Below are 26710 nucleotides of genomic sequence, written 5' to 3' on the forward strand. Positions count from 1 at the left end.
TCCGCCGTGTCCTCCGCGCTCTTCACCGCCCTCGTGGTCCCCGCCCTCGCCGCCGTCCACTACTGGGTGTGGCGGCGCGTCGTCCGCGACACCACCGCCCCCCGCGGCTGGCCGCGCCGGGCCGGGACGGCGCTGCTGGTGCTGCTCGGCCTGCTGCTGGTGGCCGCTCCGCCGGCCGACGGCGCGCTGCCGAAGCCGCTGGCGCAGGCCGTCGGCTGGCCGGGCTTCGTGTGGATGGCCGGGATCCTGTACCTGGGCTTCGCGCTGCTGGTCGCCGAGGCCGTCCGCCCGCTGCTGCTGCGCGCCGCCCGCCGCGGCGCCCCCGGCCTGGACCCGTCCCGCCGGCTGTTCGTCAACCGCTCGCTCGCGCTGGCCGCCGGCGCCGCCGCGGCCGCGACCGTCGGCTACGGCGCGGCCACCGCCCTCGGCCCGCCCACCATCAAGCGGCTGACCGTTCCGCTGGCCCGGCTCGACCCGCGGGCCGACGGCTTCCGGATCGCGGTCGTCAGCGACATCCACCTCAACAGCCTGGTCGGCCGCGCCCGCGCCCGGCAGATCGCCGACCTGGTCAACGGCACCCGGCCCGACCTGATCGCCGTCGTCGGCGACCTGGTCGAGGACGCCGGCGTGGCCGAGTTCGGGCCGGAGGTGGCGCCGCTCGCCCGGCTCAGCGCGCCGTACGGCGCGTACTTCGTCACCGGCAACCACGAGCACTACTCGGGCGCCCGGCAGTGGATCGACTTCGTCCGCGGCCTCGGGCTGCGCCCGCTGGTGAACGAACGCGTCGCACTGCCCGGCTTCGACCTCGCGGGCGTGAACGACGCCAGCGGCACCGACGAGGGACTCGGCCCCGACTACGCGGCCGCGCTCGACGGCCGCGACCCGGGCCGGGCCGTGGTGCTGCTCGCCCATCAGCCGGTGCAGGTCCACGAGGCGGTGAAGCACGGCGTCGACCTTCAGCTGTCCGGCCACACCCACGGCGGCCAGCTGTGGCCGTTCAACCACCTGTCGCGGCTGGCCAATCCGGCCGTCGCCGGGCTGCACCGGTTCGGTGACACCCTGCTCTACGTCACCCGCGGCACCGGCTTCTGGGGCCCGCCGGTGCGCCTGGGCGCGGAGCCGGACATCACCGTCATCACGCTGACCGTTCCCCGCCCCTGACCGGCCGGGCCCGGCGGCGCCGGAGCCGCCGAGCCCGCCCGCTCCGCTCAGCCCAGCAGCGGCTCACCGGCCATGTACCGGCGGAAGAAGCCCGCCGTCGGCGTGTCGGCCCGCGCGACGTCCTCCGGCGTGCCCTCCGCCACCACGGCCCCGCCGGCCGGGCCCGCGCCCGGCCCGAGGTCGATCACCCAGTCCGCCGACGCGGCCACCGGGATGTCGTGCTCGGCGACGACCACGGTGTTGCCGGAGTCCAGCAGGACGTCGAACGCGTCCACCATCCGCTGGATGTCGGACGGGTGCAGGCCCGAGACCGGCTCGTCGAGCACCACCAGACCGGCCTTGCCCTTCGCCGAGCCGCGCTGGATCGCGGACGCCAGCTTCAGCCGCTGCGCCTCACCGCCCGACAACTCGGTCGCGCTCTGGCCGAGTTGCAGGTAGCCGAGGCCGACCCGCTCCAGGGCCTCCAGCGTCTCGGCGAGCTGCTTGGGGCCGGTCAGCCGCTTGACCGCCTCGGCGATGGTCAGCTCCAGCACGCCGTCGACGGTCAGGCCCTGGTAGGTGATCTCCAGTGCCTCCGGCTTGTACCGGCGGCCGTCGCACTCGTCGCACACCACCCACACGTCCGGCAGGAAGTGCATGTCGACGAGCTTGCGCCCGTACCCCGTGCACACCTCGCAGCGGCCGCCGTTCGCGGTGTTGAACGAGAACCAGGAGGCGTTGACCTTGCGCCGGCGGGCCTCCTCGGTCTCCGCGAACAGCTTGCGCACCAGGTCGAAGGCCTTGCTGTAGGTGGCCGGGTTGGAGCGCGGGGTGCGGCCGATCGGCTCCTGGTCGACCACGGCGACCCAGCTGAACGCGTCGGTGCCGCTCACCGTGCGCACGGTCTCGGCCGCCTCGCCGCTCAGCGCCGCCTCGACGCCCGCGCCGAGCGCGCCGAGCAGGCTGCTCTTCCCGCTGCCGCTGACGCCGGTCAGGCAGGTGAGCCGCCCGACCGGGAACCGGACCCGCTCCGCCGTCACGTTGTGCGCGCGCAGCCCGTGCAGCTCGACCCAGCCCGACCGTTCGCCGACCGGACGGCGCTCGCGCCGCAGCCGAGGACCGTCCCCGGCCAGGTAGCGGCCGGTCAGCGACAACGGGTGCGCGGCCGCCTCGGCGGGCTTGCCCGACACGATCACCTCGCCGCCGAGCCGGCCCGCGCCCGGACCCATGTCCACCACCCAGTCGGCCCGGGCGATCAGCTCCGGGTCGTGCTCGACCAGCAGCACGGTGTTCCCGGCCTCGCGCAACTCCAGTGCGATGTCCAGCAGATGCGCCTTGTCGGCCGGGTGCAGGCCGGTACCCGGCTCGTCCAGGACGAAGATGATCCCGCTCAGCTCGGTGCTCAACTGCGCGGCCAGCCGCGTCCGCTGGAGTTCGCCGCCGGACAGCGTGGCCGCGCTCCGGGTCAGCTGGAGGTGCGAGAGGCCGAGGCGGTCCAGCACGCCCAGCCGGCGGACCAGGTCCAGCAGCAGCGGCTCGCCCACCTCCCGCTGCGCCGCGCCCAGTTGGGCCACCACGTCACCGGCCCACTGACGGACCGCCCGCACGTCCACCTCCAGCAGCTCGGGGTAGGTGAGCCCGCCCAGCCGGATCGTCCGCGCCGCGTCGCCGTACCCGGTGCCGCCGCAGGCCTCGCACGCGACCTTGCGCATGTACGGCAGATACCGCTGCTTGGCGCTCGGCGTACTGGCGTTCGCGAAGACCCGCTCCACCTCCGCGAGGGCGCCGCGCAGCGGCTGGGTGGAGGTGTACGTCCACGACGCCGACTCGTTCTTGTTCGGCATGTCGACGGTCGCCTCGATCACCTCGTCACCCGTGCCGTACAGCACGCAGTGCCGGAACTCCTCCGGCAGCTCCCGCCACGGCTGCTTGAGGTCCACCCCGCGCTTCTCGGCCAGCGCCGGGACGAACGCGTGCTCGCCGGAGCGCCACTTGGCGTACCAGGGCGACGCCCCGTCGAACAGCGGCCGGTCCGGATCGGTGATGACCAGCTCCACCTGCGCCTGCCAGCGCCCGCCCACACCATGGCAGTTGGGGCAGTTTCCCTCCGGCGAGTGACGGTCGAAGTGCGCGGTCGACAGGTGCTCGGGCAGCCCCTCCGCATCCGGCCCGATCCCCGGCAGCCGCGAGTACAGCAGCCCGAGGTGACCGTCGATCCCGGTGATCGTCGCCACCGTGGACCGCGGATTGCGGTTCAGCCGCCGCTGATCGACCGCCAGGGTCGCGCCGAGCCCCAGGATCCGGTCCACCTTCGGCCGGTTCCGCTGCGTGATGTACTGCCGCACGAACGGCGAAAGACCCTCCAGGTAGCGCAGTTGCGCCTCGCTGTGGATGGTGTCGATCGCCAGCGAGGTCTTCCCGCTGCCGCTCACGCCCGTGAAGGCGACCACCTGCCCCTTGGGGATTCTCACCGTGACATCGCGGAGGTTGTTGGTACGCGCGCCCACCACGTCGATGGTGTCGTTCTGCCGTGCGGATCCAGTCATCGTTGCTGCCTCATCTCGCAGCGGTGACTTTTCCGTGTGGCGAAGTCACCGCAATCGGAAATCCCGGGGATGCTCGCCCCGAACGCCCCGGGCGCGCCGAAGGGCGCCTACCGGTCAAGGCACTCACTCTACCCAAGACTTGGCAAAGCCCCGCCACCTCACCCTGCGGGCCAACTGCCTTGATCCACACCATCACTGACGTCACGTCAGTCGCCGGGCAGGAAGCGGGCACCCGGGCCGGGAGAGCGCTGGACCTCGCCGGGCGGCAGCCGGGTGTGGCCGCCGGCGCAGGCCAGAACGAGGGTGACCGGCTCGCCGCACCCGTCCCCCTCGGCGCCGCGGTGCCGGACGACGACCGACGGCCCCTGCTCGTCGGCGAGGTACTTGTCCCCCCACTCCAGCAGGGCGATCACGGTGGGCCGCAGGTCCGCCCCCTTCGCGGTGAGCCGGTACTCGAACCGCTGCCGGTCACCGGGCTCCCGGTACGGCACGCGCTCCAGCACGCCCGCCTCGACCAGGCCGTCGAGCCGGGTGGAGAGCAGGTTGCTGGCGATGCCGAGCCGGGCCCGGAAGTCCCCGAACCGACTCGCCCCGTCGAGGGCCTCGCGCACGATGAGCAGCGACCAGCGTTCGCCGACCACCGCCAGGGCGCGCCCCATCGAGCAGTTCGCCGGGTCGATCCGCCGCTGTTCCTGCTGCTCCTGGCGCTCCTGGTGCTCCGTCATCCCTCGATCCTAGCCCTCCGCGCCCACCTGGGTTGACAATCTCCAGCCAGCTCCGACTAGGCTCCAAGCCACCTGAGTTGAGAAAATAAATCCAGGAGGCCATGGCCATGCCGATGCTCGATGTCCACATCCCGCAGGGCGCGCTGCGCCCGGAGGCCGAGGCGGTGCTGCTCGACCGGATCACCGAAATCCTGATCCGTCACGAGGGCTTCGACCCCGCCGACCCGGTCACCCGCTCCGCGTCCTGGCTCTTCCTGCACCGCCCCGCCGCCGTCTACATCGGCGGCCGGCCCGCGGACGCCCCGCACTACAAGGTCGTCCCGTCCGTCCCCGAGGGACAACTCGACGCCGCCAAGCGCGCGGGCGTCGTCGCCGACGTCACCGAGGCCATCCTCGACGCCGAGGACGGCGCCTGGCCCCGCGACCCCGCGCGGATCTGGGTCTTCCCCACCGAAATCCCCGAAGGCCACTGGGGCGGCTTCGGCCGGATCAGGCCCCTCGCCACCATCCTCGCCCGCCTCACCGGCAACGACCCCGCCCGGGCCCGCGCCCTGGCCGCCGAGCGCATCACGGCCAGCCGCACCGAGCGGTCCTCAACGCCCGCGCGGTAGGTCACCCGTGGGCCGTCCCGGCCTCGGCCGTCCCGACCCGCCGCCGCTCGCGCGCGATGCCGGTGCGGTGGGAGCGTTCAACGGCCTGGCCCCAGTACGTTCCGGCGATCATGAGCACGGCGCCGAGGGCGGCCCACACGGTGAGCCGTTCGCCGCCGAGACCGATCCCGATCACGACGGCCCAGACCGGTTCGGTGCCCAGCAGGAGGCTGGCCCGACCGGGGGAGGTGCGCTGCACCGCCCAGGTCTGGGCGAGGAAGGCGAACACGCTGCAGAACAGGGCGAGATAGACCAGCTGCGACCAGGTGCCGACGCTGCCGCCGGCCAGTTCGGGCAGCCGGGTGGCGGCAGGCACCAGGAACAACGCCGAGCCGACGACGGTCTGAACGGTCGTCAGGTGGAGCGGGTCCATCGGGCTCCGGGCGGTCAGCCGCCCGACGAGCACCACGTGCCCGGCCCGCACCACAGCGGCGGCGAGCACCAGGGCGTCACCGGACCGCAGGGCGTGCAGCCCGGTGCCGGCGGTGAGCAGCCCGACGGCAAGCACGCACAGGCCGGCGGCGACGAAGAACGTCCAGGGCAGCCCGCGACTGCCCGTCGTCCGGTCCAGCAGCGGTGTCAGCACGATGGTCAGACTGATGATCAGTCCGGCGTTCGCGGCGCTGGTGTACGCGACGCCGTAGGTCTCCAACACCAGGACCGCCGCCTGCGTGACTCCCAGCAGCACCCCGGCACGGACCTCCGCGCGGGTCCAACGGCGCGCCCCGCGACGGGCGGTGAGCAGCAGAGCTGCACAGGCGAGTGCCGAGATCGCGTACCGCGCGAACAGCACGCCGGTGACGGGGAGCGCACCGGTGGTCGTCTTGGCCACCAGGTAGCTGGAACCCCAGACCAGCGCGATCAGGAACAGCACCACATCGACACGGCGTGCAGAAGGCATGCCCTCACGCTGCACCACCAGGACGTTGAAGACCATCACGAGCTCCTCAAACGAAGCTGTAGCGGCCCTACACTGTCCGTCCATGGACGAGCGGCAACTCCGGATCCTGCGGGAACTGGGAGAACTCGGCAGCGTCAGTGCGGTCGCCGCGGCCCTGCACGTGACCCCGTCCGCGATCTCCCAGCAACTGCGCCTGCTGCAACGCTCGTTGCCCGTCCCGCTCACCGAACGCGCCGGACGCCGGGTGGTGCTGACCGAAGCCGGCAAGGCCCTGGCCCGCGCGGCCGTCGAGGTGGAGACGGCCCTGGCCCGGGCCCGGCACAGCGTCGACGAGTTCGCCGACCAGCCCGACGGCAACGTCTCGCTGGCGGCGTTCCACAGCGCGGCCACCACCTTCTTCCCCCTGCTGCTGCGCAGCTTCGCCGGGCCGGGCCGACCGCGGCTCCGCCTCGCCGACGAGGACGTCGCCCAGGAACGCTTCCCCGTCCTCACCCGCGACTACGACCTCGTCCTCGCCCACCGCCTCGACCACGGCCCGCCCTGGCCCCGCACCGTCACCGCGAACACCCTGCTCCAGGAACCACTCGACGTCGCCCTGCCGACCGGCCACCCGCTCGCCACCAAGACCGTCCTCACCCCGCAGGACGTCGCCGACCAGCCCTGGATCACCGTCCACGACGGCTTCCCGCTCATGTCCACCGTCGAAGCCATCGCCGCCGTCGCCAACCGCCGCCTCGACATCGTCCACCGCGTCAACGAATTCACCGTGGTCGCCGAACTCGTCGCCGCCGGCGGCGGCCTGGCCCTGCTGCCACGCTGGACCACCCGCAAACACCCCGACGTCGCCCTGCGGCCACTCACCGCAGTGCACGCCCGCCGCCGCATCGACGTCCTCCACCGCCCGGAACGCACCGCACGCCGGGCCGTCCGCACCGTCCTCGCCGAACTCCACCGCGCCGCCACGGAAATCCGCACCCACGACGCCCAGCCACCGCGGCCCGGCACCGGACCGCGCTCCGGCTGACTCGTGCGCTGCCGGTGCAGCAGAACCCGTTGCCCACGGTCCGGCCCCCGTGAGAGCATCAAGATTCAGCCGCGTAAACGACTTCACGCAATCCACCAAGACGCGTGGAGGGCGCGAACGAAAAGACCGTTCGGAAGTTCATGGAATGGGCCGGACAGGTGGGCAGGCCATCTGGTCGGCCCTGCCGGTTCGTGCCTCGGGGTGAGAAATGGCAGGTACGGCTTGATGGACGCGACAGGGCCGGAAGAAGCCCGCATCGACGATTCGGGCAACACCTTGGTTGCGCCGTCGACCTTGCAGGATCATGAATTGGTCCGGGACTTCTTCGGGTCCACGATCACGCCGGAGGAACTCGCTTCCGGTTCACCCGACCTCGCCCAGAAGACCGTCTACCTGTGCGGCGACGCATCCGGGATCAGCGCCCACCGACTGCGGGCGGCGGCCCGGGTGTTCGTCGTCCGGGAGCTGTCACACGGTTACCCGGAGGACGCCGACGGGCCTTGGCCCCTCGTCGACCTCGGCCGGGTTCCCGTCCGCGTACACGGCACCGGCGTGTACTACCGCCGCTTCTTCGACCTCGACACCGATCACTTCGGACGAATCCGCGCAGAGCACGATTTCCAGTCCCTGACGGAGTCCACCAAACCCGGAACGGCCCATCGCAGCGGAATCTATCTGACGCCCGTCACACGAGACGGTGAGGAACTGCATTTCCGTCTGCTCCGGTGCTCCACGAACCTCTCGGGGCCGACCGAGAACTTTCGCCCGACCGACACGCGCATCGTCGAGGCTCTGAACCGCGAGGCCGCCGCCGTCTTCCGGAACCAGGTAGCGCTGAATCACGTCCTCGCTCAGATCTACCACAACGCCGGCGCCACGGCCGAGCGCAAGCAGTCAAAGGCCAGGATCTCGGCCCATGCCGACAAGACCAAGGACATGCCCGTCAATGGCATCATGGCCTTCTGCACCTTCTACGACCGGCTCGACAAGCTGCACCCCCTGACCGAGAACGAATTCGACTACGGCGTGGGGGGCACCAGCGGGCTGACCAGACTCCGCTTTCGACTCAAGGAATCGGCCGGGAAGCGCAACGAATTCGCACTCCCCCTGCAATTCAGCCTGACCCTCTACCCCGGCTCCGTGTTCTTCATGCCGCTGTCCACCAATCGCCTGTACACCCATGAAATCCAGCCTCCGCCACTGGACGCCGAGTTGCTGCCGACCCGCCTGGGATACGTGGTGCGCTGTTCGAACTCCGAAGCCGTTCACAAGAACGGCCGCACGTTCCTCAAAGCGGCCGGAGATCTGGTGGAAATGGAGCCGCCCACGCCGGCAGGCATGGAAGAACTGCGAAGGCTGTACGCCGAGGAGAACAGGACCTCGTCCTTCATCGATTACGGCGACGAGCTTCTCTTCAGCATGAACACGGGAGACTACCTTGCCCCTCGAGCCTAGGATCTCGGACGAGATCCTCTCGTGCACCCTGCGCACTGAGGAGAATCTCTTCACGGAGCTTTCCGCGTCGGCCCGCCTGGAAGAGGTGGGAAGGGGTCGACGAGGCGCCGTGGTCACGAAGGTCCATGAGGCGCACGGCGTGCCTCTCGTACGGACCACCACTCGATACGGCAGCCCGGCGCAGCACTTCGGTGACGTGCACGAACGCCTGGCACAGCAGATTCAGGAAGCCGCGGCGCTTTCGGTCGGATTCAACAACGCTCTCATGGAGATCTACACGAACTCCTGCACAACGATGGGAAGCCACTCCGACCAAGCCCTCGATCTGGCCGACGATTCGTTCATCGCCGTCTTCTCCTGTTATCGGCACCCCGAAGCGAGCCCGCCGAGAAAGCTGATCTTTGAATCGAAGGGCGCCAGTGACGAGAAGGTCGAGATCCCGCTCACCCACAACAGTGTCGCCATATTCTCCGTCGACTCGAATCGGCGGCTCAGGCACAAGATCGTACTGGACAAACCCGTCCCGGCGGCGGACAACCAATGGCTGGGGGTGACATTTCGAACGTCAAAGACCTTCGTGCGGTTCCACGACGGACACCCATTCCTCGCGCAGGGTACGCGGCTCGTGCCGGCCGACGATGAGCAAGAACGCGAATTCTTCCAACTGCGACGGCGTGAGAACCACGAAACGGATTTCACCTACCCCGTACTGAGGTACACCATCAGCGAGAGCGATCTGATGCCGCCCGTCCGGCCCTGAGGGCCTTCACCCGGCGGGCGGAGAGCGCGCGGAGCCAGGTCTCCAGCCGTGCGTGGTCCGTGCACATCCCGGCCCCTGGCACCCGTGCCGATGAGTGCGCGGCCGGCCGTACCCGTCGCTTCCGGACGTGTTCCTGACGCTTCATCGGACGTCGACCACGTCCGGCCGGTACCGGTGGTCCGCGTACCAGGACAGCGTGTTGCGCAGCCCGAACGCGCGCAGCCGCCGCACCGAACCGTGGACCGTCATCCCCGGGACCTGCCCGTAGGCCCCGGTGAGCTTGCGCACCCGGTTCACCAGAGCGCGGTCCTCGTGCGTCTCCTCGATCGCGGTGCGCGGGAAGCCACCGCAGCGCTGATAGAGGTCGGCGGTGATGGCCAGGTTGCAGCCGGGGCACATCAAGTACCGGCCGAGGTACTGCGGGTCCTGGTTGCCGGGCCGGAACCTGCCGAACCACGCCGCTACCGCGACCACCGCCGGCAGCAGCCGCCGCTCCCACAGTTTGAGCCGGAACTCGTCGGTGCGCGGCCTCAGTTGGCCGGTGACCAGTTCCAGCCCACCGGCCAGTCCGCGGCGCACGGCCGCCGTCCAGCCGGGTACCGGGAGGCAGTCGGCGTCGGTGCGGGCCAGGTACCGGGCACCGGCCTCGATCGCGAACCGCATCCCGGTGTCCGCCGCCGCGCCGGTGCCTTTGCGCGCCTCGGTGATCAGGTGCAGCGGGAAGCCGGCGGTGACGGCGAACTCCCGGACCACCTCGGCGGTCCGGTCGGTCGAGGTGTTGTCCACGACCACGCACTCGAAGTCCGCGTCGCTCTGCTCCGCCAGCGCGCGCAAAGTGGCAGGCAGCGAGGCCTCCTCGTTGTAGGCCGGCACGACCACCCACAGGTCGGTCACTGATGCTCCCTCTCGACCACGTTCACCACTGCGCGAGGAGGACGCCGAACGAGACTCGGCCGGCCGGTCCGATCGGCGCCACCGGTCGCCTCTGCGGCCATCACCGCCCGTGTCCCGCCGTCTTGCCCGACCAGCTGCCAGTTCCCTCGACACCGCACCCTTGACTCCCCCAAGTCGCTTGAATCATAGGGGATTTCAGGGACCGGCCACGGTACGGTTCCTCGAACGGACAACGGGGGCGGCAGCGGGGGCGGCGATGCGCGCGACAACGGCGGCACAGCACGAGAGCAGACTGCTGCGGGCCAGTCGGCCCGCCCTGTGGGCACTGACCAGGATCGCCATGGCACCGCCCTTCGGAGCGATCCGACGGGTGCCCCGACTCGGCTGGGTGGCGAGCGAACCCACCCTGATCCGGGCCGTCCTCAACGACCACGAACACTTCACCCTGCTCGGCGAGGGCGGCGTGGGCCACCTGTGGGAACAGATCCTCGGGCCGTACGTCACCCGGCTCTTCGACGGCCCCGGGCACGCGGACCTGCGCAGACGCGCCCGGGACCTGTTCACCGAAAAGAACTCCGCCGCCCTGGTCGAGCGGGCCGCCGGACCGGTCTACACCGATGTCACGGCGCGCCTTGCCGCCGGGGGGCAGGTCGACGTGGCCAAGGCGGCCCGGCTCGTCGTCGGCCGCCTGATGACCGACCTGCTGGGCCTTCAACTCCCTTCGGACAGCCCGGACTCCGCCTACCTCGAGACCTTCGCCGCCGGCGAGCGGCTGGCGGCGCTCGCGCTCGACACGGCCGCCTCGACCGAACTGCCGTCCGAGCGGATCGAAGCGGCCAGGGAAATCGTCAAGTCGCTGACCAGCGGCGTCCCGGCGGCCTATGCCCGTGCCGAACCCGACACCCTGCTCGGCCGCTGCCGCGAAGCCGGGATCACGCTGGAGGAGGCCGGCGGCCTCGCCTCGCTGCTGCTCGTCGCGGGCACCGAGACCGCCGCGAGCGCAATGGCCCGCACGGTCGCACTGATCCACGACACCGAGCAGCAGGAACCGCTCCTGACCGACCCCGGGCTGATCCCCGACGCGGTCCGCGAGGGACTGCGGGTGACCACACCCGCGCCGGTGATCGGACGGCACGTCAGCGCGGACGTCACCATCGCCGGCCGCCGACTGCGCAGGGACGCGCGGATACTCCTCGTCACCTACGCAGCCGACAACCTGGCCGGCGGTTTCGACCTGACCCGCCCGTACGACCCGCGCTCGCGCCAGCTCTGGTTCGGCGCCGGCCGACACCTGTGCCTGGGCGCACCCGTCGCGCGGGCCGAGATCGCCCGGATGGTCGAGGCGGTCTGCACGGCGGGGCGCCCGTACCGGATCGTTTCGCGCAGCTACGCCCGGAAGGTGATGATCCCGTCCTACGCCTCACTTGTCGTCGAGCTCGAATGACAGGACGTCATCCGACCCGCCACCGCCCCGACTGACCGACTGACCGGCTACCGGGAATTCGCACCTCGGTGATGAGCGATCAGGTCCCGGTACCACCCGTACGACGCCTTCGGCGTGCGCTTCTGGGTCGCGAAGTCGACGTGGACCAGCCCGAAGCGCTGGCTGTAGCCCTCCGCCCATTCGAAGTTGTCGAGCAGGGACCAGGTGCAGTAGCCGCGGACGTCGATGCCGTCGGCGGCGGCGCGGGCCAGGGCGTCGAGGTGGCCGGCGAGGTAGTCGATGCGGAAGGTGTCGTCGAGGGTGTCGTCGGTGGAGCAGCCGCTCTCGGTGATGGTGATCGGGGGCAGCGCGGCGCCGTAGCGGTCCCGGAGGAGCAGCAGGAGTTCGCGCAGGCCGTCCGGGACCACGGGCCAGCCGAAGTGGGTGCGGGGGACGCCCTCGATGGGGGCCTCGGCGAACGGGAGCCCCGGGTCGGTGGGGGCGGCGATGCGGGTGGGGTTGTAGTAGTTGACGCCCAGTCCGTCGAGACCGGGGCCGGCGATCAGCGCGAGATCGCCGTCGCGGACGCTGCCGTGCAGATCCTCCCCCACGCCGTACGCGGACAGGTCGGGGTATCGGCCGAGCAGCAGCGGGTCCGTGAACAGCCGGTTGTGCAGCGCGTCGTACGCGTCGGCGGCGGCCAGGTCGGCAGGGTCGGAGCTCGCGGCCCGGACGGGCGTCAGATTGTTGGCGATCAGGACGTCGAGGCCGCGGGAGCGCAGCTCGGCGGCGGCCAGGCCGTGGGCGAGCAGCTGGTGGTGGGCGGCCGGGAGGGCGTCGAGCATCATGCTGTGGCCGGGCGCGTGGATGCCCAGGGCGTAGCCGTAGACCATGTGCACGAAGGGCTCGTTGAGGGTGATCCAGGCGGGGACGCGGTCGCCGAGCCGGTCGGCGACCACGGACGCGTACTCGGCGAAACGGAAAGCGGTTTCCCGTTGCATCCAGCCGCCCTCGTCCTCCAGCGCCTGCGGCAGGTCCCAGTGGAACAGGGTGGGCAGCGGGGTGATGCCGGCCGCGAGGAGCCCGTCGACCAGGCGGTCGTAGAAGTCGAGCCCGGCGGCGTTGACGGGGCCCCGGCCGGTGGGCTGGACGCGAGACCAGGCGAGCGAGAACCGGTAGGTGTCGAGCCCGAGTTCACGCATCAGCGCGATGTCTTCGGGCCAGCGGTGGTAGTGGTCGCAGGCCGTCCGGCCGCTGTCGCCGTTCTTCACCGCGCCGGGGCGGTCGCAGAAGGTGTCCCAGACCGACGGGCCCCGGCCGTCCTCGTCGACCGCCCCCTCGATCTGGTAGGCGGCGGTGGAGGCGCCCCAGCGGAAGCCGGCGGGGAGGTCGTAACGGTCCGTCATGAGGGTCCTTCCACACAACACGAGTCACAAAATGCGAGCAGTGCTCATGTTAGGAAGGCGGAGAGTGCAGGTCCAGAGGCGAGGACACCCGATCCACCAACGCGCCACCGACACCACCAACACCCCGCAAGGACCGATCCGCGCCGACGGTCATGGGCTCCGACCGAAGAACCCGACCACAGGCCCCCCAGTGCTTCGATCGCAAGCATGGTTCGCCCCCCCACGCACGCCGCCGGCACCTCGGCCCCCGCTCGACCCCGGTGCCGCAGGTCGGTTCGCTCCTTTCAGGTCGGCGACTCGGCCGCGCGGCGGTTACGGGGTGCGCGCGTCAGTCCTCGGGGTGGCGGACAACGACGACCGGGCAGGGCGCGTGGTGGACGCAGTGCTGACCGACCGAGCCGAGCAGGGCGGCGGTGAAACCGCCGTGGCCCCGGCTGCCGACGACCAGGAGTTCGGCGCCGCGGGCCGCGTCCAGCAGGCGCTCGGCGGCGCCACCCTCCTGCACCCGGGTCCTGATCTCGACCGGGGCGTCGGAACCGGTCGCCTCGCTGACGCTGTCGTCGAGGGTCTTCCGTGCGATGCCCGGGAGGTCCTCGTAGGCCTCGATCGGCACCGTCCACCCGGTGGCCACCGGATGCTGCCACGCGATCAGGGCCTCCACCACGGCGCCCCGCATGCGGGCCTGGCCGACGGCCCACCGGAGCGCGTCGACCGATGCCGGCGATCCGTCGACACCGACCACGATCCGCTGCTCCGGTCCGGTCTGCTCGCTCACGTGTCTTCTCCTTCGAATTCTCGTTCGGTCTCAACCATCGGCATTGCAGCGACTGTTGCGAAGGACCGGACGGGTCCCGGAGGCCGGGACCTTCAGCCCGGCCCTTACCCGGCACAGGGCCGTGAGTTCCTTGCCGAAGGGAATGCCGTGCGGTGCGGTCTCGGGGCCGCCGGTCCCACCCGGACCGCGTGAGCGGCCGAGGCCGGAATCCGCGCCATGCCCCTCAGTGCCCCTTGCGCGGGGGGACGACGATCAGTGGACACTCCGCGCACTCGACCGGAGCGTGGCTCACCGACCCGAGGAGCAGCCCCCGGAAGCCGGCGAGGCCCCGCGAGCCGACGGCGAGCCACCGGGCCCGAGCGGCCTCGCCCAGCAGTGCTCCCACGGCCGGGGAGCCCGGCGATCCGTCCACTCCGACCACGACCAGCGGCCTGGGGGCATTCGCGGCGGCGTCCGCCGTCTCGCGGACGACCGCCACCTGGCAGGGGGCGTAGGAGCTGAGCGGGACGCCGATCGGCGGGAGCGAGAGCGCCTGCTCGACAACCGGCCTGCGCTTGGCTCCGACGGCCAGGAGCGAGGCGTCCGCGGCCTGCTCCAGCAGCCCGCGCGCCCGCGGCCCGTCGACCGCGCGGGTCTCGGTCTCCAGGCCGGGGTGCCGCTGCTCGACGAGCTTGCGTGCCTGTGCCAGGACGATGTCGCCCCCGACCCCGAGGTGATCGTCCAGCGGTCGCGGGGTGTCCTCATCCACGTTGCCGTGCGGCAGGACCCGAAGGTCCCGGTCCGCCGGTCCCGCGAATCCGGGACGCCATCGGGACCGTCGTTCCACCACCGGCGCCCAACGGCCCAACGACCCGTCGGCCGGCCCGGGAGCAAGCTGTCGTCAGCACCCCCGATCGATGGACTCGATCGCCCGGCACCAACCGCCGGGGTCGCCACTCATCCAGCTGATGGCGGTTCAGTGCACGACAGTTGAGGAGACATCCGATGCCCAAGGCCCATCTGGTCGGAGGCGGCATCGCCGCCCTGTCCGCAGCAGCCTTCCTCATCCGGGACGCGGGTTTCGCCGGCGGCGACATCCACGTCTACGAGGCGCAGGAAGAAGTCGGCGGCAGCCTGGACGCGGGCGGTACGCCGGAGGCGGGGTACACGATGCGCGGCGGCCGGATGTTCGAGGCGCAGTTCCGCTGCACGTTCGACCTGTTGTCCGGCATTCCGTCGCTGGACGACCCGTCGAAGTCGGCCACCCAGGACATCTTCGACTCGCACGACGAATCCCCTTGGGACGACACCGCCCGCCTGGTGCGCGCAGGTGGCGAGATCTGCGACGGACACGCCATGGGATTCTCCGAACACCACCGGCTCGAACTGGTCAAGTGCCTGGCCACGCCCGAGCGGCTGCTGGACGGCAAGCGCATCACCGACTGCTTCGACGAGGGCTTCTTCACCACCGACTTCTGGTACATGTGGTGCACCACCTTCGCGTTCGAGCCGTGGCACAGCGCCATCGAGTTCCGGCGCTACCTCAAGCGCTTCGTCCACCTCTTCCCGGAGTTCGAGACGATGTCCGGGATCTACCGGACCCGCTACAACCAGTACGACTCGATCGTCCGACCGCTCACGGCCTGGCTCCTGGAGCAGGGGGTCCACATCCACATCGGCCGCCGGGTCGCGGACCTGGCCTTCCGGAGCGGGCCGGGCACGAGCGTCGAGCGCATCCACTTCGCAGGCGCGCACGCCGACCTCCCCGTAGCCGAGGACGACCTCGTGTTCGTCACCAACGGCTCGATGACCGCCGACTCCGTCCTCGGCTCCCACACCGCCCCGCCGCCCGGCCCGGACACCTCCCGCAGCCCCGACTCCTTCCTGCTGTGGCACCGGATCGCCCACGGGCGCGAGGACTTCGGCAACCCCGAGGTGTTCGACCGCAGCCCCAAGGACTCCACCTGGGAGTCCTTCACCGTCACTGCCAAGGACCCCGCCTTCCTCGACTGGATGGAGGCGTTCACCGGCCGCCCGACCGGCCGCGGCGGCCTGCTCACCCTCACCGACTCCCCGTGGCTGCTCACCGTCGTCGTCAACCGCCAGCCGGTCTACCAGCAGCAGCCCGAGGACGTGTCCGTGTGGTGGGGCTACGGCCTCTTCCCCGACAAGCCCGGCACCTTCGTCCAGAAGCCGATGCGGGAGTGCAGCGGCGCGGAGATCCTCCAGGAGGTCCTCCAGCACCTGGCCGTCGATCCCGACACCGCCGAGAAGATCGCGGGAACCTCGACCGTCGTCCCCTGCCTGATGCCGTACATCACCAGCCAGTTCCTGGCACGGAGCCACGGCGACCGGCCCCAGGTGGTCCCGAAGGGCTCCACCAACCTCGCCTTCATCGGCCAGTACGCCGAGGTACCCGACGACGTCGTCTTCACCGTCGAGTACTCCGTACGCACCGCCTGGACCGCCGTCGCACAGCTCCTCGACCTCGACCGGCAGCCCCCGGCCGTCCACAAGGGCCACCACGACCCGCACGTCCTTGGCCAGGCCCTGCACACCATGCACCGCAAGTAGCCCCGGCCGGCTCACACCGGGGAGGCGGGCACCGACTGCCTCCCCGCTCCACCCGCACGACCTGGCCCCGGCACCTCGGGGCCCGGCCGACGGTCCTGTCCCAGCACCACAAAACGACCGATCCACCGTGAAATCGACAAGGAGAGCTCGCCATGGCCGCCCACCACCCGCACCTCCCCCGATTCACCCACCGTCTCACCACGGGCCGGCGCCCGGTCGCGACCCGGCGCGCCGGGGAGGCATCAGGCACCGTCGCCCTGACCACCGGGGCAGGGCTCGCGGTCGCGGGCGCCAGGATCACCGTCGGCTCGGTCTTCCTCTGGGCTTTCCTCGACAAGACGTTCGGCCTCGGCTACGCCACCGGAGAGGCCGGCTCCTGGCTCAACGGCGGCTCCCCGACGAATGGCTTCCTCAGCCACGTCTCGGCCGGTCCGCTCCAGTCCACCTTCCACGCCTGGGCCGGGCAGGCCTGGGCCGACTGGCTGTTCATGCTCGGCTTGCTCGGCATCGGCCTCGCCTTCGTCGGCGGCGTCGGGATGCGCGTCGCCGCCGGTGGCGGCACCCTGCTGCTGGCCATGATGTGGGCCGCCGAGTGGCCGCCCGCCCGCCACCTCGCCAACGGCGCCGCCAGCGGCTCCAGCAACCCCGTCGTCGACTACCACGTCGTCTACGCTCTGCTGCTCCTCGCGCTGGCCGCCCTCGGCGCCGGCGACACCTGGGGGCTGGGGCGCCGCTGGGCCGCCCTCCCGGTCGTCCGCGAGCACGCCTGGCTCCGCTGAGCCCCCACCGCCGTCCCCGGAAGCACCGCACGCCGAGGCCCCGCTGCCGCAGCCGGCGGCACCGCCCCCGCCACGGGGAAGGTGTCGTCGGCTGCGTGCGACCCAGGGTGTCCGGAACGGACTCGCGGTCGCCCCGGGGCGGTCACCGAGGCCGAGCAGCCCTCCGGTACCGCACGAAGGTCCCGCTCACGCGTCCGGGACGACGGCGACCGGGCAGAGCGTGTGGTGCAGGACGGCGTGGCCGACCGGGCCGAGCGCGCCGACCAGGAGCACGGGCCGCCTGCCCAGCACCAGCAGTCGGGCCTTGGCGGACGCCTCCACCAGTGCCGGGCCCGCTCCCGCGCCTGTGCTCTCCGGGACGGCCTCGACCTCGGGGTGGGCGGCCTGCCACGGTGCGAGGACGCGGGCGAGGAGTTCGGCCTCGTCGTCCGGCAGGCCGGTGGCCGAGGCGTGCACGACCCGCAGCGGCAGTCCGTGGCGGTGCGCGGCGGCGAAGGCGAACTCCAGGGCCGCCTCGGCGGGTCGGCGGGCGTCCAGCCCGAGCACGATCTGCTCGCGCGGATCCGGACCCGGCGGGTCCACCGGCAGCACCACGGTCGGGCAGCCGGCCCGGGCGGCCAGGTGCAGGGCGGTGGACCCGACCCGCAGATCCGGGAAGCCGCCGGTACCGCGGGCGGCGACGACGAGCAGTTCGGCGTCCTCCCCCGCGGCCAGCAGCGCCGCGGGGGCGAGGTCGTGGACCTCGTCGGAGCGGATCTCCAACCGGGGGTACCGCACCGCCAGAACATGGCAGACCTCGTGCAACAGGGCATCAGGGTCCGGCCGGCGCCCGGCGGGCCGGCCGGGGAGCGGCTGGGGCGTCAGGGGCAGGGCGTGCAGGACGCGCAGCGCGCGGCCGAGCAGCAGTGCCTCGCGGGCGGCCCAGTCGGCGGCGGCCAGGCTGGGGTCGGAGCCGTCCACTCCGACGGCGACGGGTAGGTCCACGGTGCTGGTCTCCTGACGGTCGGCCCCCCTGGTTGGACGTCAGCTCTACCAGGTCCAGTCGGTGATCTCGGGCAGGTCGGTGCCGTGCTCCCGAATCCAGTCGTGGTGGCGGGTGCGCCGGTCGGCCATCTCCTGGCGCAGGGCGGCGGCCCGGGCGGCGAGGCCGGGCACCCGGTCGATGACGTCCATGACGAGCCGGTAGCGGTCGAGGTCGTTGCGGACCACCATGTCGAAGGGCGTCGTGGTGGTGCCCGACTCCTTGTACCCGCGCACGTGCAGGTGGGGGTGGACGGCGCGGCGGTAGGCGAGGCGGTGGATCAGCCACGGGTAGCCGTGGTACGCGAAGATCACCGGTCGGTCGCGGCCGAACAGGGCGTCGAACTCCGCGTCGGGCATGCCGTGCGGGTGCTCCTCGGCGGGCATCAGCCGGGCCAGGTCGACCACGTTGACCACCCGGACGGCCAGGTCGGGCAGATGGGTACGGAGCAGCTGGGCGGCCGCGAGGACCTCCTGGGTGGGAACGTCCCCGGCGCAGGCGAGCACGACGTCGGGTTCGCGGGTGCCGTCCTCGGTACCGGCCCACTCCCAGATCCCGGCGCCCCGGGCGCAGTGGACGCGGGCCTGGTCGAGGGTGAGCCAGTCGAAGCAGGGCTGCTTGCCGGCGACCACGACGTTGACGTAGTCGCGGCTGCGCAGGACGTGGTCGGCGGTGGCGAGCAGGGTGTTGGCGTCCGGCGGGAAGTAGACCCGGACGGCTTCGGGGCTCTTGTTGAGGACGTGGTCGACGAAGCCGGGGTCCTGGTGCGAGAAGCCGTTGTGGTCCTGGCGCCAGACGTGCGAGGTGAGCAGGTAGTTGAGCGAGGCGATGGGGGCGCGCCAGGGCAGGGCACGGGTGGTGCGCAGCCACTTGATGTGCTGGTTGACCATGGAGTCGACGATGTGGACGAAGGCCTCGTAGCAGGAGAACAGGCCGTGGCGGCCGGTGAGGAGGTAGCCCTCCAGCCAGCCCTGGCAGGTGTGTTCGGAGAGGATCTCCATCACCCGGCCGTCGGGGGCGAGGTGTTCGTCGACGGGCAGGGTCTGCGCCTGCCAGGCCTTGCCGGTGGCCGCGTAGACGGCCTGGAGCCGGTTGGAGGCGGTCTCGTCCGGGCCGACCAGGCGGAAGTCGCGGCGCTCGGCGGTGTCCGCCATCACCTGGGCCAGCAGGTCGCCCAGGACCCGGGTCGGCTCGTGCAGGGTGGCGCCGGGCTTGTCCACGGGTACGGCGTAGCGCTCCAGCGGCGGCATCGGCAGGTCGCGCAGCAGCAGGCCGCCGTTGGCGTGCGGGTTGGCGCCGAGGCGACGTTGGCCTTCGGGGACGCAGTCGAGGACCGGCGCCGCCGGGTGGCCGTTCTCGTCGAAGAGCTCCTCCGGCCGGTAGGAGCGCAGCCACTCCTCCAGCTGCCGCAGGTGCGCGGGGTTGTCGCGGACCTGGTCGAGCGGGACCTGGTGAGCGCGCCAGGTGCCCTCGACCGGCAGTCCGTCCACCACGGCCGGGCCGGTCCAGCCCTTGGGGGTGCGCAGCACGATGAGGGGCCAGTGCGGTCGGCTGGTGCTGCCCTCGGCGCGGGCCTCGTGCTGGAGGGCGGCGATCCGCTCCAGTGCGGTGTCCATGGCCTCGGCCATGGCCCGGTGGACGGTGCGCGGGTCCTCGCCGGTGACGTACAGCGGGTCGTGGCCGTAGCCGCGCAGGAGTGCGTCGAGTTCCGCCTCGGGCAGCCGGGCCAGGACGGTCGGGTTGGCGATCTTGTAGCCGTTGAGGTGCAGGATCGGCAGGACGGCGCCGTCGTGCACCGGGTCGAGGAACTTGTTGCCGTGCCAGGAGGCCGCCAGAGGTCCGGTCTCGGCCTCGCCGTCGCCGATGACGCAGGCGACCAGCAGGCCGGGGTTGTCGAAGGCGGCGCCGTAGGCGTGCGACAGCGCGTAGCCGAGTTCTCCGCCCTCGTGGATGGAACCCGGTGTCTCGGGGGCGACGTGGCTGGGCACGCCGCCGGGGAAGGAGAACTGCCGGAACAGCCGGGCCATGCCGTCCGCGTCCCGGGTGACGCTCGGGTAGGTCTCGGTGTAGCTGCCGTCGAGCCAGGAGTTCGCCAGCACGGCGGGCCCGCCGTGCCCGGGTCCCCAGACGCAGACCGCGTCCAGGCCCCGGGCCTTGATCACGCGGTTGAGGTGGGTGTGGACCAGGTTCAGGCCGGGCGAGGTGCCCCAGTGGCCCAGCAGGCGGGGCTTGATGTGCTCCGGGCGCAGCGGCTCGCGCAGCAGCGGGTTGGCCATCAGGTAGATCTGGCCCGCCGCGAGGTAGTTGGCGGCCCGCCAGTGGGCGTCGAGCGCCCGGACCTCCTCGTCGGACGGTCCACCGGGGGCCGAACTGCTGGGGGTGTCGGACATGGCTGCGCTCTCCTCGGAGTCTGCCGGCTTCACCGACCGCCGGCGGGCGGTCGGCCCTCATCGTCGCCCCGCGGCCGGATCCTCCGCAGGGCCGAACAGGCCACATTCTGCACGGGGAACGGGCCGGTGGTCCCTGCCCGTCCTGTGCCTCGCTCAAACGGCCCCGGCCCACCGCCCGCCGCCGGGACGTAAGGCCCGGGAACGGGGACCCTGGCGGTGCTCGTCCTGGCCATGCTGCGGCACGACCAGCGCCTGCTCGACCTGGCCGGCGGCAACGGCGCCGGAAGCGGTCGAACCCGCTTCCGGCGCTCCGCTCTGGCGCGGGTCAAGTCCCCGCGATCGAGCCCGCTTTCACCCGCGCTACTGGTCGGCGGGAGTGATCAGGCCGTAGTGGCCGTCGTACCGGTGGTACAGGATGTTGCCGCGACCGGTCGTGGCGTCCGTGAAGAAGACGAACGGCAGGCCGCCCAGGTCGAGGCGGGCGACCGCCTCGGTGACGGTGATCTCGGGGACGCCGGCGGTGCTCACCGGGATGCCCGGTTCGGCCTCGGGCGCCGGGCCGGCGGAGGAGATCCGGTACTCCCCCGTCGTCGCGTCCCGGTGGACGACGCTGTCGCGGCCCGTCGCCGTGTCGGTGTACAGGTGGAAGTCGTAGTCCATCGCCTCCAGTTCGAACACCGCCGCCCCCGCGCTCTGCCGCGCGAGGCTGTAGGTCTTGTGCCGCTCGATGCGGCGCTCCTCCGTGCCCAGCACGCGGCGCTGCGGCCGGTGTTCGTGCGCGGCGGCCGCGGGCGCCTCGCTGTGGTGGCGGTGGTGGCGGTGGGTCCGCAGGCGAGCGATCCTGGCGTTCAGGCGGTCCTGGAGCAGGTCGACGGCCTCCTGCATGGTGGTGGCGGCGACGTGGGCGCGCACGGGCCGTCCGTTGAGGTCGACCGTGGCCTGGGCGATCGACGGCTTGGCGACCGCGTGGTTGGCCTCCTGGGTGAGCTTCACCCGGGCCGCGAGGACGGGCTCGTCGAGGCGTTCGAGCACCGCGAGCAGCTTGGTCCGGGCGTATTCGGGCGCGGCCAGGGAGACTTCGCCGCGGGTCGCGACCAGGACCTCGGTGGCGGGTCGGCTCTGCAGACGGGTCATCGCAGTTTCCTTTCCGGGTGGTTCTCAGACTGCCGCGCGCTGATCGGCCGGGCCGGTGGCTGACGGTCCCGTCGGCAGCGCCTTGGGTTCCGGTCCTGCGGCCGTCGGCAGTGCGCGGACCGTGGTGCCCGTGGTGCCGAGGATCGTGCCGAGGGCGTCGTCGAGGGGGCCGATGGCCGCGAGGCCACCGGTCCGTTCGGCGAAGGTGGCGGCGGCGTCGGCCTTGGGGCCCATCGAGCCCTCGGGCAGGTCGAGTGCGCGCAGGCGCTCGGGGGTCGCGGTGAGCAGCGGCTCGGGATGCGCCGAGCCCCAGCCGGCGAACACGTGGGTGACGTCGGTCAGGATCAACAGCACGTCGGCGTCGAGCTGCTCGGCGAGCAGCGCCGCGGCCAGGTCCTTGTCGACGACGGCCTCGACGCCGCGGACCCGGCCGGTGTCCGGGTCCCGCGTGACGGGGATGCCTCCGCCGCCGGCGGCGATCACCACCGCTCCCGTGCCCAGCAGGGCCTGGATGGCGGGAAGTTCGACGATCGCCGCCGGCCGCGGGGAGGGGACGACCCGGCGCATCCGCGCACCGTCCCGGGCGGTGGTCCAGCCGCGTTCGGTCTCCATCAACCGGGCCTGGTCGTCGGTGAGTTGGCCGCCGATGAACTTGGTCGGCCGGTGGAAGGCGGGGTCGTGGGGGTCGACTTCGGTGTGGGTGACCAGTGCGGTGACGGCCCGGCCGGGCAGCAGGCCCGTCAGTTCGCGGGCGAGCAGGGTGCCGATCATGCCCTGGGTCTGGGCTCCGAGGACGTCCAGCGGGTACGGCGCGGTGAGCGCCGGGTCGGCCTCGCTCTCCTGGGCGAGGAGGCCGATCTGCGGGCCGTTGCCGTGCGTGATCACGACCTCGTGTCCGGCGGTGACGAGTGCGGCGAGCGAGCGGGCGGCGTCGTGGACGTGGTGCTGCTGGACGGCGGCGTCGGGGTGTTCGCCCCGCTGGAGGAGGGCGTTTCCGCCGATGGCGGCGACGATGCGCATGGTCACTTCTTCCCGAGGGTGGCGACGAGGACGGCCTTGATGGTGTGCAGCCGGTTCTCGGCCTGGTCGAAGACCAGCGAGGCGGGCGATTCGAAGACCTCGTCGGTGACTTCGAGGCCGTCGAGGCCGTGTTCGGCGGCGAGTTCGGCGCCGAGGTCGGTGCGGCGGTCGTGCAGGGCGGGCAGGCAGTGCAGGAACGCGGTGTCGGGGTTGCCGGTCGCCGTCATCGTCTTCGCGTTGACCTGGTAGGGCAGGAGCAGGGCGATCCGCTCGGCCCAGCGGGCGTGGTCCTCTCCCATGGACACCCACACGTCCGTGTAGAGGAAGTCGGTGCCGCGCACGGCCTCGTCCACTTCGTCGGTCAGCAGGAACCGGGCGCCGCTGTCCTGGCCGAGCAGCAGGCATTCGGACACCAGTTCCGGGTCGGGCCACAGCTCGCGCGGGGCGGCGATGCGGACGTCCATTCCGAGGAGGGCGCCCATGGCCATCAGGGAGTGGGCGGTGTTGTTGCGGGCGTCGCCGAGGTAGCAGAAGGAGATCTCCTCCAGCGGCTTGCGGCTGTGCTCGCGCATCGTGAACACGTCGCACAGGCTCTGGGTCGGGTGCCACCGGTCGGTGAGGCCGTTGTAGACGGGGACGCCGGCGTGGGCGGCGAGTTCGGTGACGGCGTCCTGGTCGAAGCCGCGGTACTCGATGGCGTCGTACATCCGGCCCAGGACGCGGGCGGTGTCGGCGATGGTCTCCTTGTGGCCGATGTGCGACCCGTCCGGGCCCAGGTAGGTGGTCATGGCGCCCTGGTCGGCCGCCGCGACCTCGAAGGCGCAGCGGGTGCGGGTGGAGGCCTTCTCGAAGATCAGGGCGATCCGGTGGCCGGTCAGCCGGGGTGTTTCGGTGCCCGTGCGTCGGGCGGCCTTCAGTTCGGCGGCGAGGTCGAGGAGGAGGTGGATCTCGGCGGCGGTGAAGTCGAGTTCACGCAGGTAGTGGCGGCCGTTGAGGTCGGCGGTCATGGCGGGTTCTCCTTGCCGGTCAGTCGGTTGGTGTCGGTCGGTTGGTGTCGGTCGGTTGGTGTCGGTCGCGGTCGGTCAGTTGGCGGGGTCGCGCTGGATGGGGCAGCTCATGCAGCGCGGGCCGCCGCGGCCGCGGCCGAGTTCGGAGCCCGCGATGGTGGCGATCTCGATGCCCTGCTTGCGCAGGTAGGTGTTGGTGGTGGTGTTGCGTTCGTAGCCGACGACGACGCCGGGTTCGAGGGCGAGGAAGTTGCTGCCGTCGTCCCACTGTTCGCGTTCGGCGGCGCGGGTGTCCTGGTCGGCGGACAGGAAGCGGACCTTGTCCAGGCCGAGGGCCTCGGCGAGGGAGGCGGCGAGGTCGGTGTCGGGCCGCACGTCGAAGCCGGACGGGCGTTCGGGGGCGGGGGTGAGGGTCCAGGAGCGCAGCTGGTCGGCGAGGCCCGGGTAGAGGGTGAAGGTGTCGCGGTCGATCATCGTCATGACGGTGTCCAGGTGCATGAACGCCCGGCTCTGCGGCAGGCGCACGGCTATCACCCGGTGCGCGGTGCCGGTCAGGAACAGTTGCTGGGTGAGGGTTTCGACGGCGGTGGCGGTGGTGCGCTCTCCCATGCCGATCATGACGACGCCCGGGGCGAGGACGTGGACGTCGCCGCCCTCCACGGTGAGGCCCGCGGGCGCGGTGGTGCCGTCGAGCAGCGGGGGCGCGGTCTCGGCGAACAGCGGGTGGAAGCGGTAGATCGCGGCGGTGTGCAGGGTCTCGCGCCGGCGGGCCGGCTTCGCCATCGGGTTGAGGCTGTAACGGGCGCCGATCCAGCAGGAGTTGTCGCGCGGGAAGAGGTGGTTGGGCAGCGGCGGCAGGGCGAAGTCCTGGTCGCCGAGGGTGTGCCAGTGCAGGCTGTGGGGGTTGTGCAGCGGGAGGTCGTTCTTGAGGACGCCGCCGATCAGGTACTCGGCGAGCGTGGCGCCGTCGAGCTGTTCGCACAGGTCCCGGACCGGTTCGACCAGGGCCGGGCCGACGATGGCGGGGGCGGCCACCCGGTCGAGGAGCCAGACGCGGGCCGGGGCCAGTTCGAGGGTCTCGGCGAGCAGGTCGGTGTAGTGGTGCACGCGTACGCCGTGGTCGCGCAGCACCTGGGCGAAGGCGTCGTGCTCCTCCCGGGCGCGCTTGGCCCACAGGATGTCGTCGAACAGCAGGTCGTCGACGTTGCCCGGGGTCAGCCGGGCCAGCTCCAGGCCCGGTCGGTGCAGGATCACCTGGCGCAGGCGGCCGGCCTCGGAATCGACACGAAGGGTGGACATCGGTGGCGCTCCTCTCAAGGGAGTTCAGTACTGCAGGGGTTGTCGGTGCCGGTGACGCGCGGTCAGGGCGCGGCGCAGGACGGTGGGCAGGCCGGGCAGGCCGGGCGGTGAGGGCCGCCTACGGCAGTGGCGGCGCCTCGGCAGGGCCGGTCTTGGCGGCCGGGCCGGGCACGGCGGTGGGGTCGGCCTCGGCGGCGGTGCCGTGGGTCGGGTGCGGGCGCTTCACCCAGATGTAGGCGGGGATGCCGAGCAGGATGGTGAACAGCCCGTAGTAGACGGTCTGGTAGCCGCTGCCCTGGATCGACCAGTAGGAGAAGGCGAGGGCGAGCACCGTGATAGTGATGTCCTTGATCAGCCGCCGCCGGTCGAGCTGCTTGCGGTCGTGCTGCACCAGCCAGTAGAGCTGGGCGGCCGCCGAGATCAGGTACGGGATCACCGCGGTCAGCACGCTCAGCAGCACGATCTCGGTGAACACCTTGGTGAAGCGGGTGTAGCTGACCACGGTGAGCACCGAGGCGAGGACGGTCGCCGAGATGATGCCGAAGGCCGGCACCTCGCCGCGCCCCTTGGTGCCGGCGAACACGGGCGGGAAGAGGCCGTCGCGGGCCGCCGCCATCGGCATCTCCGCGCAGATCATCGTCCAGCCGTTGAGCGCGCCGACCCCGGAGATGATCGCCGCGGCGGCGACCAGGTTGCCGGCCCAGTGGCCGCCCGCGATGTTGTTCATGGCGTCGGTGAACGGCGCGCTGGAGGAGGCGAGTTGGGCGTGCGGCACGGTGCCGAAGACGGCCAGGGTGCCGAGCAGGTAGATCGCGGCGCAGGCCAGCGTGCCGTATATCGTCGCCCTCGGCACGTTGCGCCGCGGGTCGCGCACCCGCCCGGCCGCCACCGAGGCGGTCTCCAGACCGATGTAGCTGAACAGCGCGATCGCCCCGGCCGCCGAGATCGCGCCCAGCGCCGAGCCGCCGCTCGCGTTGAAGGCCCCGAAGTTGCCGGACTTCACGAACAGCAGCCCGGCGGTGGCCATGAACGCCAGCGGCAGGAACTTCAGCACCGTGGTGACCACCTGGAAGGCGCCGATGTTGCGCACCCCGGTCAGGTTGACGATCGCCGGCACCCACAGGCCGATCAGCGCGATCGCTGTCGACGTCCAGGTGTGGTGGCCCTTGTTGACGAACACCTCGACATAGCCGACCCAGGCCACCGCGATGGCCGCGTTCCCGGCCCAGGCGGTGATCCAGTAGGACCAGGCAGTCAGGAAGCCGGCGAACTCGCCGAACGCCTCCCGGGCGTAGACATACGGACCGCCACTGCCCGGCACCCGCTCGGACAGCCGCCCGAAGGTGACGGCCAGCGCCAGCGCCCCGATGGTCACCAGCACGAACGCGACCAGCGCGATCGGCCCGTAGGGCGCGAGCGCGGACGGCAGCGCGAACACCCCGGTACCGATGATGCTACCGACCACCAGCGCAGTCGCCGCAGGCAGCCCGAAGGTCTTGTTCCCCTGCGCGGGTGGCTCGGCTGCTGGTCTTGCACGGTCGGGCGCGGACATGATCTGACTCCTTGGGCGATGGGCTGGGAGGACGGGACGGGACGCGGTGAGGGTTTGCCGTCCGCCGATAAAGATCTTCGATCAGCGAGGCGAAGCGACCCAGGGACCTACGGGCCCTGATCGTGCCGCCACCGGTCCCAGCCGCAACGGCCTGAAAGCCCCGGTCCCCGACCGGCAGCCGCTGTGACAGGTCTCGAACTGAAGGGCCGCCACCTGCTGGTTCGCCCCTGCCACACCCCGTCGAGGGCCTGTTCCA

22 protein-coding genes are annotated in these 26710 nt (G+C 71.8%); 8 read left to right on the forward strand and 14 right to left on the reverse strand.

The genetic code is table 11. From position 1 onward, the window contains the following. The first annotated feature begins 6 nt into the window (after positions 1-6). The gene (locus ACFYST_RS31445; protein ID WP_387649102.1) at positions 7-1161 is read left to right on the forward strand and encodes a metallophosphoesterase; all 1155 of its coding nucleotides are present in this window, start codon (positions 7-9) and stop codon (positions 1159-1161) included. A 47-nt stretch (positions 1162-1208) separates the two neighbouring features. Here the strand turns inward: ACFYST_RS31445 and ACFYST_RS31450 are convergent, their stop codons facing one another. Continuing rightward, positions 1209-3686 carry an excinuclease ABC subunit UvrA gene (locus tag ACFYST_RS31450; protein ID WP_387867262.1) on the reverse strand — a complete coding sequence of 826 codons (2478 nt, stop codon included), beginning with the start codon at positions 3684-3686 and terminating at the stop codon, positions 1209-1211. Between the two features lie 206 nt (positions 3687-3892). After that, positions 3893-4411: a winged helix-turn-helix transcriptional regulator gene (locus tag ACFYST_RS31455; RefSeq protein ID WP_387867264.1), complete on the reverse strand. Its 519-nt coding sequence runs from the start codon at positions 4409-4411 to the stop codon at positions 3893-3895. A 107-nt stretch (positions 4412-4518) separates the two neighbouring features. On the opposite strand from ACFYST_RS31455, the gene ACFYST_RS31460 reads away from it, so the two are divergent. Beyond that, positions 4519-5022, forward strand: a complete 504-nt coding sequence (locus ACFYST_RS31460; protein WP_387867267.1) for a hypothetical protein — start codon at positions 4519-4521, stop codon at positions 5020-5022. 1 nt (position 5023) lies between these two features. On the opposite strand, the gene ACFYST_RS31465 is transcribed toward ACFYST_RS31460, so the two are convergent. After that, on the reverse strand, positions 5024-5962 hold the full coding sequence (locus ACFYST_RS31465; RefSeq protein ID WP_387867365.1) for a DMT family transporter: 939 nt from the start codon (positions 5960-5962) through the stop codon (positions 5024-5026). A gap of 82 nt (positions 5963-6044) precedes the next feature. On the opposite strand from ACFYST_RS31465, the gene ACFYST_RS31470 reads away from it, so the two are divergent. The 3 genes from ACFYST_RS31470 (at position 6045) to ACFYST_RS31480 (ending at position 9201) form a co-directional block, all read left to right on the forward strand. Continuing rightward, complete coding sequence (locus tag ACFYST_RS31470; RefSeq protein WP_387867269.1) at positions 6045-6986, forward strand: LysR family transcriptional regulator; 942 nt, start codon at positions 6045-6047, stop codon at positions 6984-6986. A gap of 225 nt (positions 6987-7211) precedes the next feature. Beyond that, complete coding sequence (locus ACFYST_RS31475) at positions 7212-8441, forward strand: hypothetical protein (RefSeq protein WP_387867272.1); 1230 nt, start codon at positions 7212-7214, stop codon at positions 8439-8441. Then, a complete protein-coding gene (locus ACFYST_RS31480; protein WP_387867275.1) occupies positions 8425-9201 on the forward strand; it encodes a hypothetical protein in 777 nt (258 codons plus the stop codon). Before ACFYST_RS31475 ends, ACFYST_RS31480 begins: the two co-directional genes overlap by 17 nt. A gap of 141 nt (positions 9202-9342) precedes the next feature. Here the strand turns inward: ACFYST_RS31480 and ACFYST_RS31485 are convergent, their stop codons facing one another. Further along, on the reverse strand, positions 9343-10095 hold the full coding sequence (locus tag ACFYST_RS31485) for a glycosyltransferase family 2 protein (RefSeq protein WP_387649085.1): 753 nt from the start codon (positions 10093-10095) through the stop codon (positions 9343-9345). A gap of 340 nt (positions 10096-10435) precedes the next feature. Between ACFYST_RS31485 and ACFYST_RS31490 the strand changes: the two genes are divergently transcribed. Next, positions 10436-11539, forward strand: coding sequence for a cytochrome P450 (locus ACFYST_RS31490; protein WP_387867277.1), 1104 nt, complete (start codon positions 10436-10438; stop codon positions 11537-11539). A gap of 47 nt (positions 11540-11586) precedes the next feature. On the opposite strand, the gene ACFYST_RS31495 is transcribed toward ACFYST_RS31490, so the two are convergent. The 3 genes from ACFYST_RS31495 to ACFYST_RS31505 all read right to left on the reverse strand — a co-directional run bounded on the left by ACFYST_RS31495 (position 11587) and on the right by ACFYST_RS31505 (position 14447). Then, a complete protein-coding gene (locus ACFYST_RS31495; RefSeq protein WP_387867280.1) occupies positions 11587-12924 on the reverse strand; it encodes a GH1 family beta-glucosidase in 1338 nt (445 codons plus the stop codon). A gap of 328 nt (positions 12925-13252) precedes the next feature. Next, entirely contained in the window at positions 13253-13699 is a 447-nt protein-coding gene (locus ACFYST_RS31500; RefSeq protein ID WP_387867282.1) for a universal stress protein, read from the reverse strand. A gap of 223 nt (positions 13700-13922) precedes the next feature. Next, positions 13923-14447, reverse strand: coding sequence for a universal stress protein (locus ACFYST_RS31505; RefSeq protein WP_387867285.1), 525 nt, complete (start codon positions 14445-14447; stop codon positions 13923-13925). Positions 14448-14683: 236 nt separating this feature from the next. On the opposite strand from ACFYST_RS31505, the gene ACFYST_RS31510 reads away from it, so the two are divergent. Further along, on the forward strand, positions 14684-16252 hold the full coding sequence (locus ACFYST_RS31510) for an oleate hydratase (protein WP_387867287.1): 1569 nt from the start codon (positions 14684-14686) through the stop codon (positions 16250-16252). Between the two features lie 152 nt (positions 16253-16404). Continuing rightward, entirely contained in the window at positions 16405-17031 is a 627-nt protein-coding gene (locus ACFYST_RS31515; protein WP_387867288.1) for a hypothetical protein, read from the forward strand. A 186-nt stretch (positions 17032-17217) separates the two neighbouring features. On the opposite strand, the gene ACFYST_RS31520 is transcribed toward ACFYST_RS31515, so the two are convergent. The 7 genes from ACFYST_RS31520 to ACFYST_RS31550 form a co-directional block, all read right to left on the reverse strand. Beyond that, on the reverse strand, positions 17218-18015 hold the full coding sequence (locus tag ACFYST_RS31520; RefSeq protein WP_387649067.1) for a universal stress protein: 798 nt from the start codon (positions 18013-18015) through the stop codon (positions 17218-17220). 45 nt (positions 18016-18060) lie between these two features. Next, a complete protein-coding gene (locus ACFYST_RS31525; protein ID WP_387867290.1) occupies positions 18061-20442 on the reverse strand; it encodes a phosphoketolase in 2382 nt (793 codons plus the stop codon). A gap of 360 nt (positions 20443-20802) precedes the next feature. Beyond that, positions 20803-21576, reverse strand: coding sequence for an HPF/RaiA family ribosome-associated protein (locus ACFYST_RS31530; protein WP_387867292.1), 774 nt, complete (start codon positions 21574-21576; stop codon positions 20803-20805). Between the two features lie 24 nt (positions 21577-21600). Further along, positions 21601-22596: a carbamate kinase gene (locus ACFYST_RS31535; RefSeq protein ID WP_387867294.1), complete on the reverse strand. Its 996-nt coding sequence runs from the start codon at positions 22594-22596 to the stop codon at positions 21601-21603. Between the two features lie 2 nt (positions 22597-22598). Continuing rightward, on the reverse strand, positions 22599-23603 hold the full coding sequence (argF, locus tag ACFYST_RS31540) for an ornithine carbamoyltransferase (RefSeq protein ID WP_387867297.1): 1005 nt from the start codon (positions 23601-23603) through the stop codon (positions 22599-22601). 75 nt (positions 23604-23678) lie between these two features. Further along, complete coding sequence (locus tag ACFYST_RS31545) at positions 23679-24902, reverse strand: arginine deiminase (RefSeq protein WP_387867300.1); 1224 nt, start codon at positions 24900-24902, stop codon at positions 23679-23681. Positions 24903-25020: 118 nt separating this feature from the next. After that, complete coding sequence (locus ACFYST_RS31550) at positions 25021-26367, reverse strand: amino acid permease (protein ID WP_387867366.1); 1347 nt, start codon at positions 26365-26367, stop codon at positions 25021-25023. Positions 26368-26710 lie beyond the last annotated feature (343 nt).

This window comes from Kitasatospora sp. NPDC004614, from assembly GCF_042873675.1.
Classification (GTDB): Bacteria; Actinomycetota; Actinomycetes; order Streptomycetales; family Streptomycetaceae; genus Kitasatospora.

Excerpts from the sequence above, each read along its gene's own strand:
- ACFYST_RS31450 (WP_387867262.1), bottom strand. The coding sequence starts at position 3,686 with ATGACTGGATCCGCACGGCAGAACGACACCATCGACGTGGTGGGCGCG.
- ACFYST_RS31495 (WP_387867280.1), bottom strand. The coding sequence starts at position 12,924 with ATGACGGACCGTTACGACCTCCCCGCCGGCTTCCGCTGGGGCGCCTCC.
- ACFYST_RS31470 (WP_387867269.1), top strand. The coding sequence starts at position 6,045 with ATGGACGAGCGGCAACTCCGGATCCTGCGGGAACTGGGAGAACTCGGC.
- ACFYST_RS31515 (WP_387867288.1), top strand. The coding sequence starts at position 16,405 with ATGGCCGCCCACCACCCGCACCTCCCCCGATTCACCCACCGTCTCACC.
- ACFYST_RS31535 (WP_387867294.1), bottom strand. The coding sequence starts at position 22,596 with ATGCGCATCGTCGCCGCCATCGGCGGAAACGCCCTCCTCCAGCGGGGC.
- ACFYST_RS31475 (WP_387867272.1), top strand. The coding sequence starts at position 7,212 with ATGGACGCGACAGGGCCGGAAGAAGCCCGCATCGACGATTCGGGCAAC.
- argF (WP_387867297.1), bottom strand. The coding sequence starts at position 23,603 with ATGACCGCCGACCTCAACGGCCGCCACTACCTGCGTGAACTCGACTTC.
- ACFYST_RS31490 (WP_387867277.1), top strand. The coding sequence starts at position 10,436 with ATGGCACCGCCCTTCGGAGCGATCCGACGGGTGCCCCGACTCGGCTGG.
- ACFYST_RS31465 (WP_387867365.1), bottom strand. The coding sequence starts at position 5,962 with ATGCCTTCTGCACGCCGTGTCGATGTGGTGCTGTTCCTGATCGCGCTG.
- ACFYST_RS31510 (WP_387867287.1), top strand. The coding sequence starts at position 14,684 with ATGCCCAAGGCCCATCTGGTCGGAGGCGGCATCGCCGCCCTGTCCGCA.
- ACFYST_RS31545 (WP_387867300.1), bottom strand. The coding sequence starts at position 24,902 with ATGTCCACCCTTCGTGTCGATTCCGAGGCCGGCCGCCTGCGCCAGGTG.
- ACFYST_RS31530 (WP_387867292.1), bottom strand. The coding sequence starts at position 21,576 with ATGACCCGTCTGCAGAGCCGACCCGCCACCGAGGTCCTGGTCGCGACC.
- ACFYST_RS31455 (WP_387867264.1), bottom strand. The coding sequence starts at position 4,411 with ATGACGGAGCACCAGGAGCGCCAGGAGCAGCAGGAACAGCGGCGGATC.
- ACFYST_RS31525 (WP_387867290.1), bottom strand. The coding sequence starts at position 20,442 with ATGTCCGACACCCCCAGCAGTTCGGCCCCCGGTGGACCGTCCGACGAG.
- ACFYST_RS31460 (WP_387867267.1), top strand. The coding sequence starts at position 4,519 with ATGCCGATGCTCGATGTCCACATCCCGCAGGGCGCGCTGCGCCCGGAG.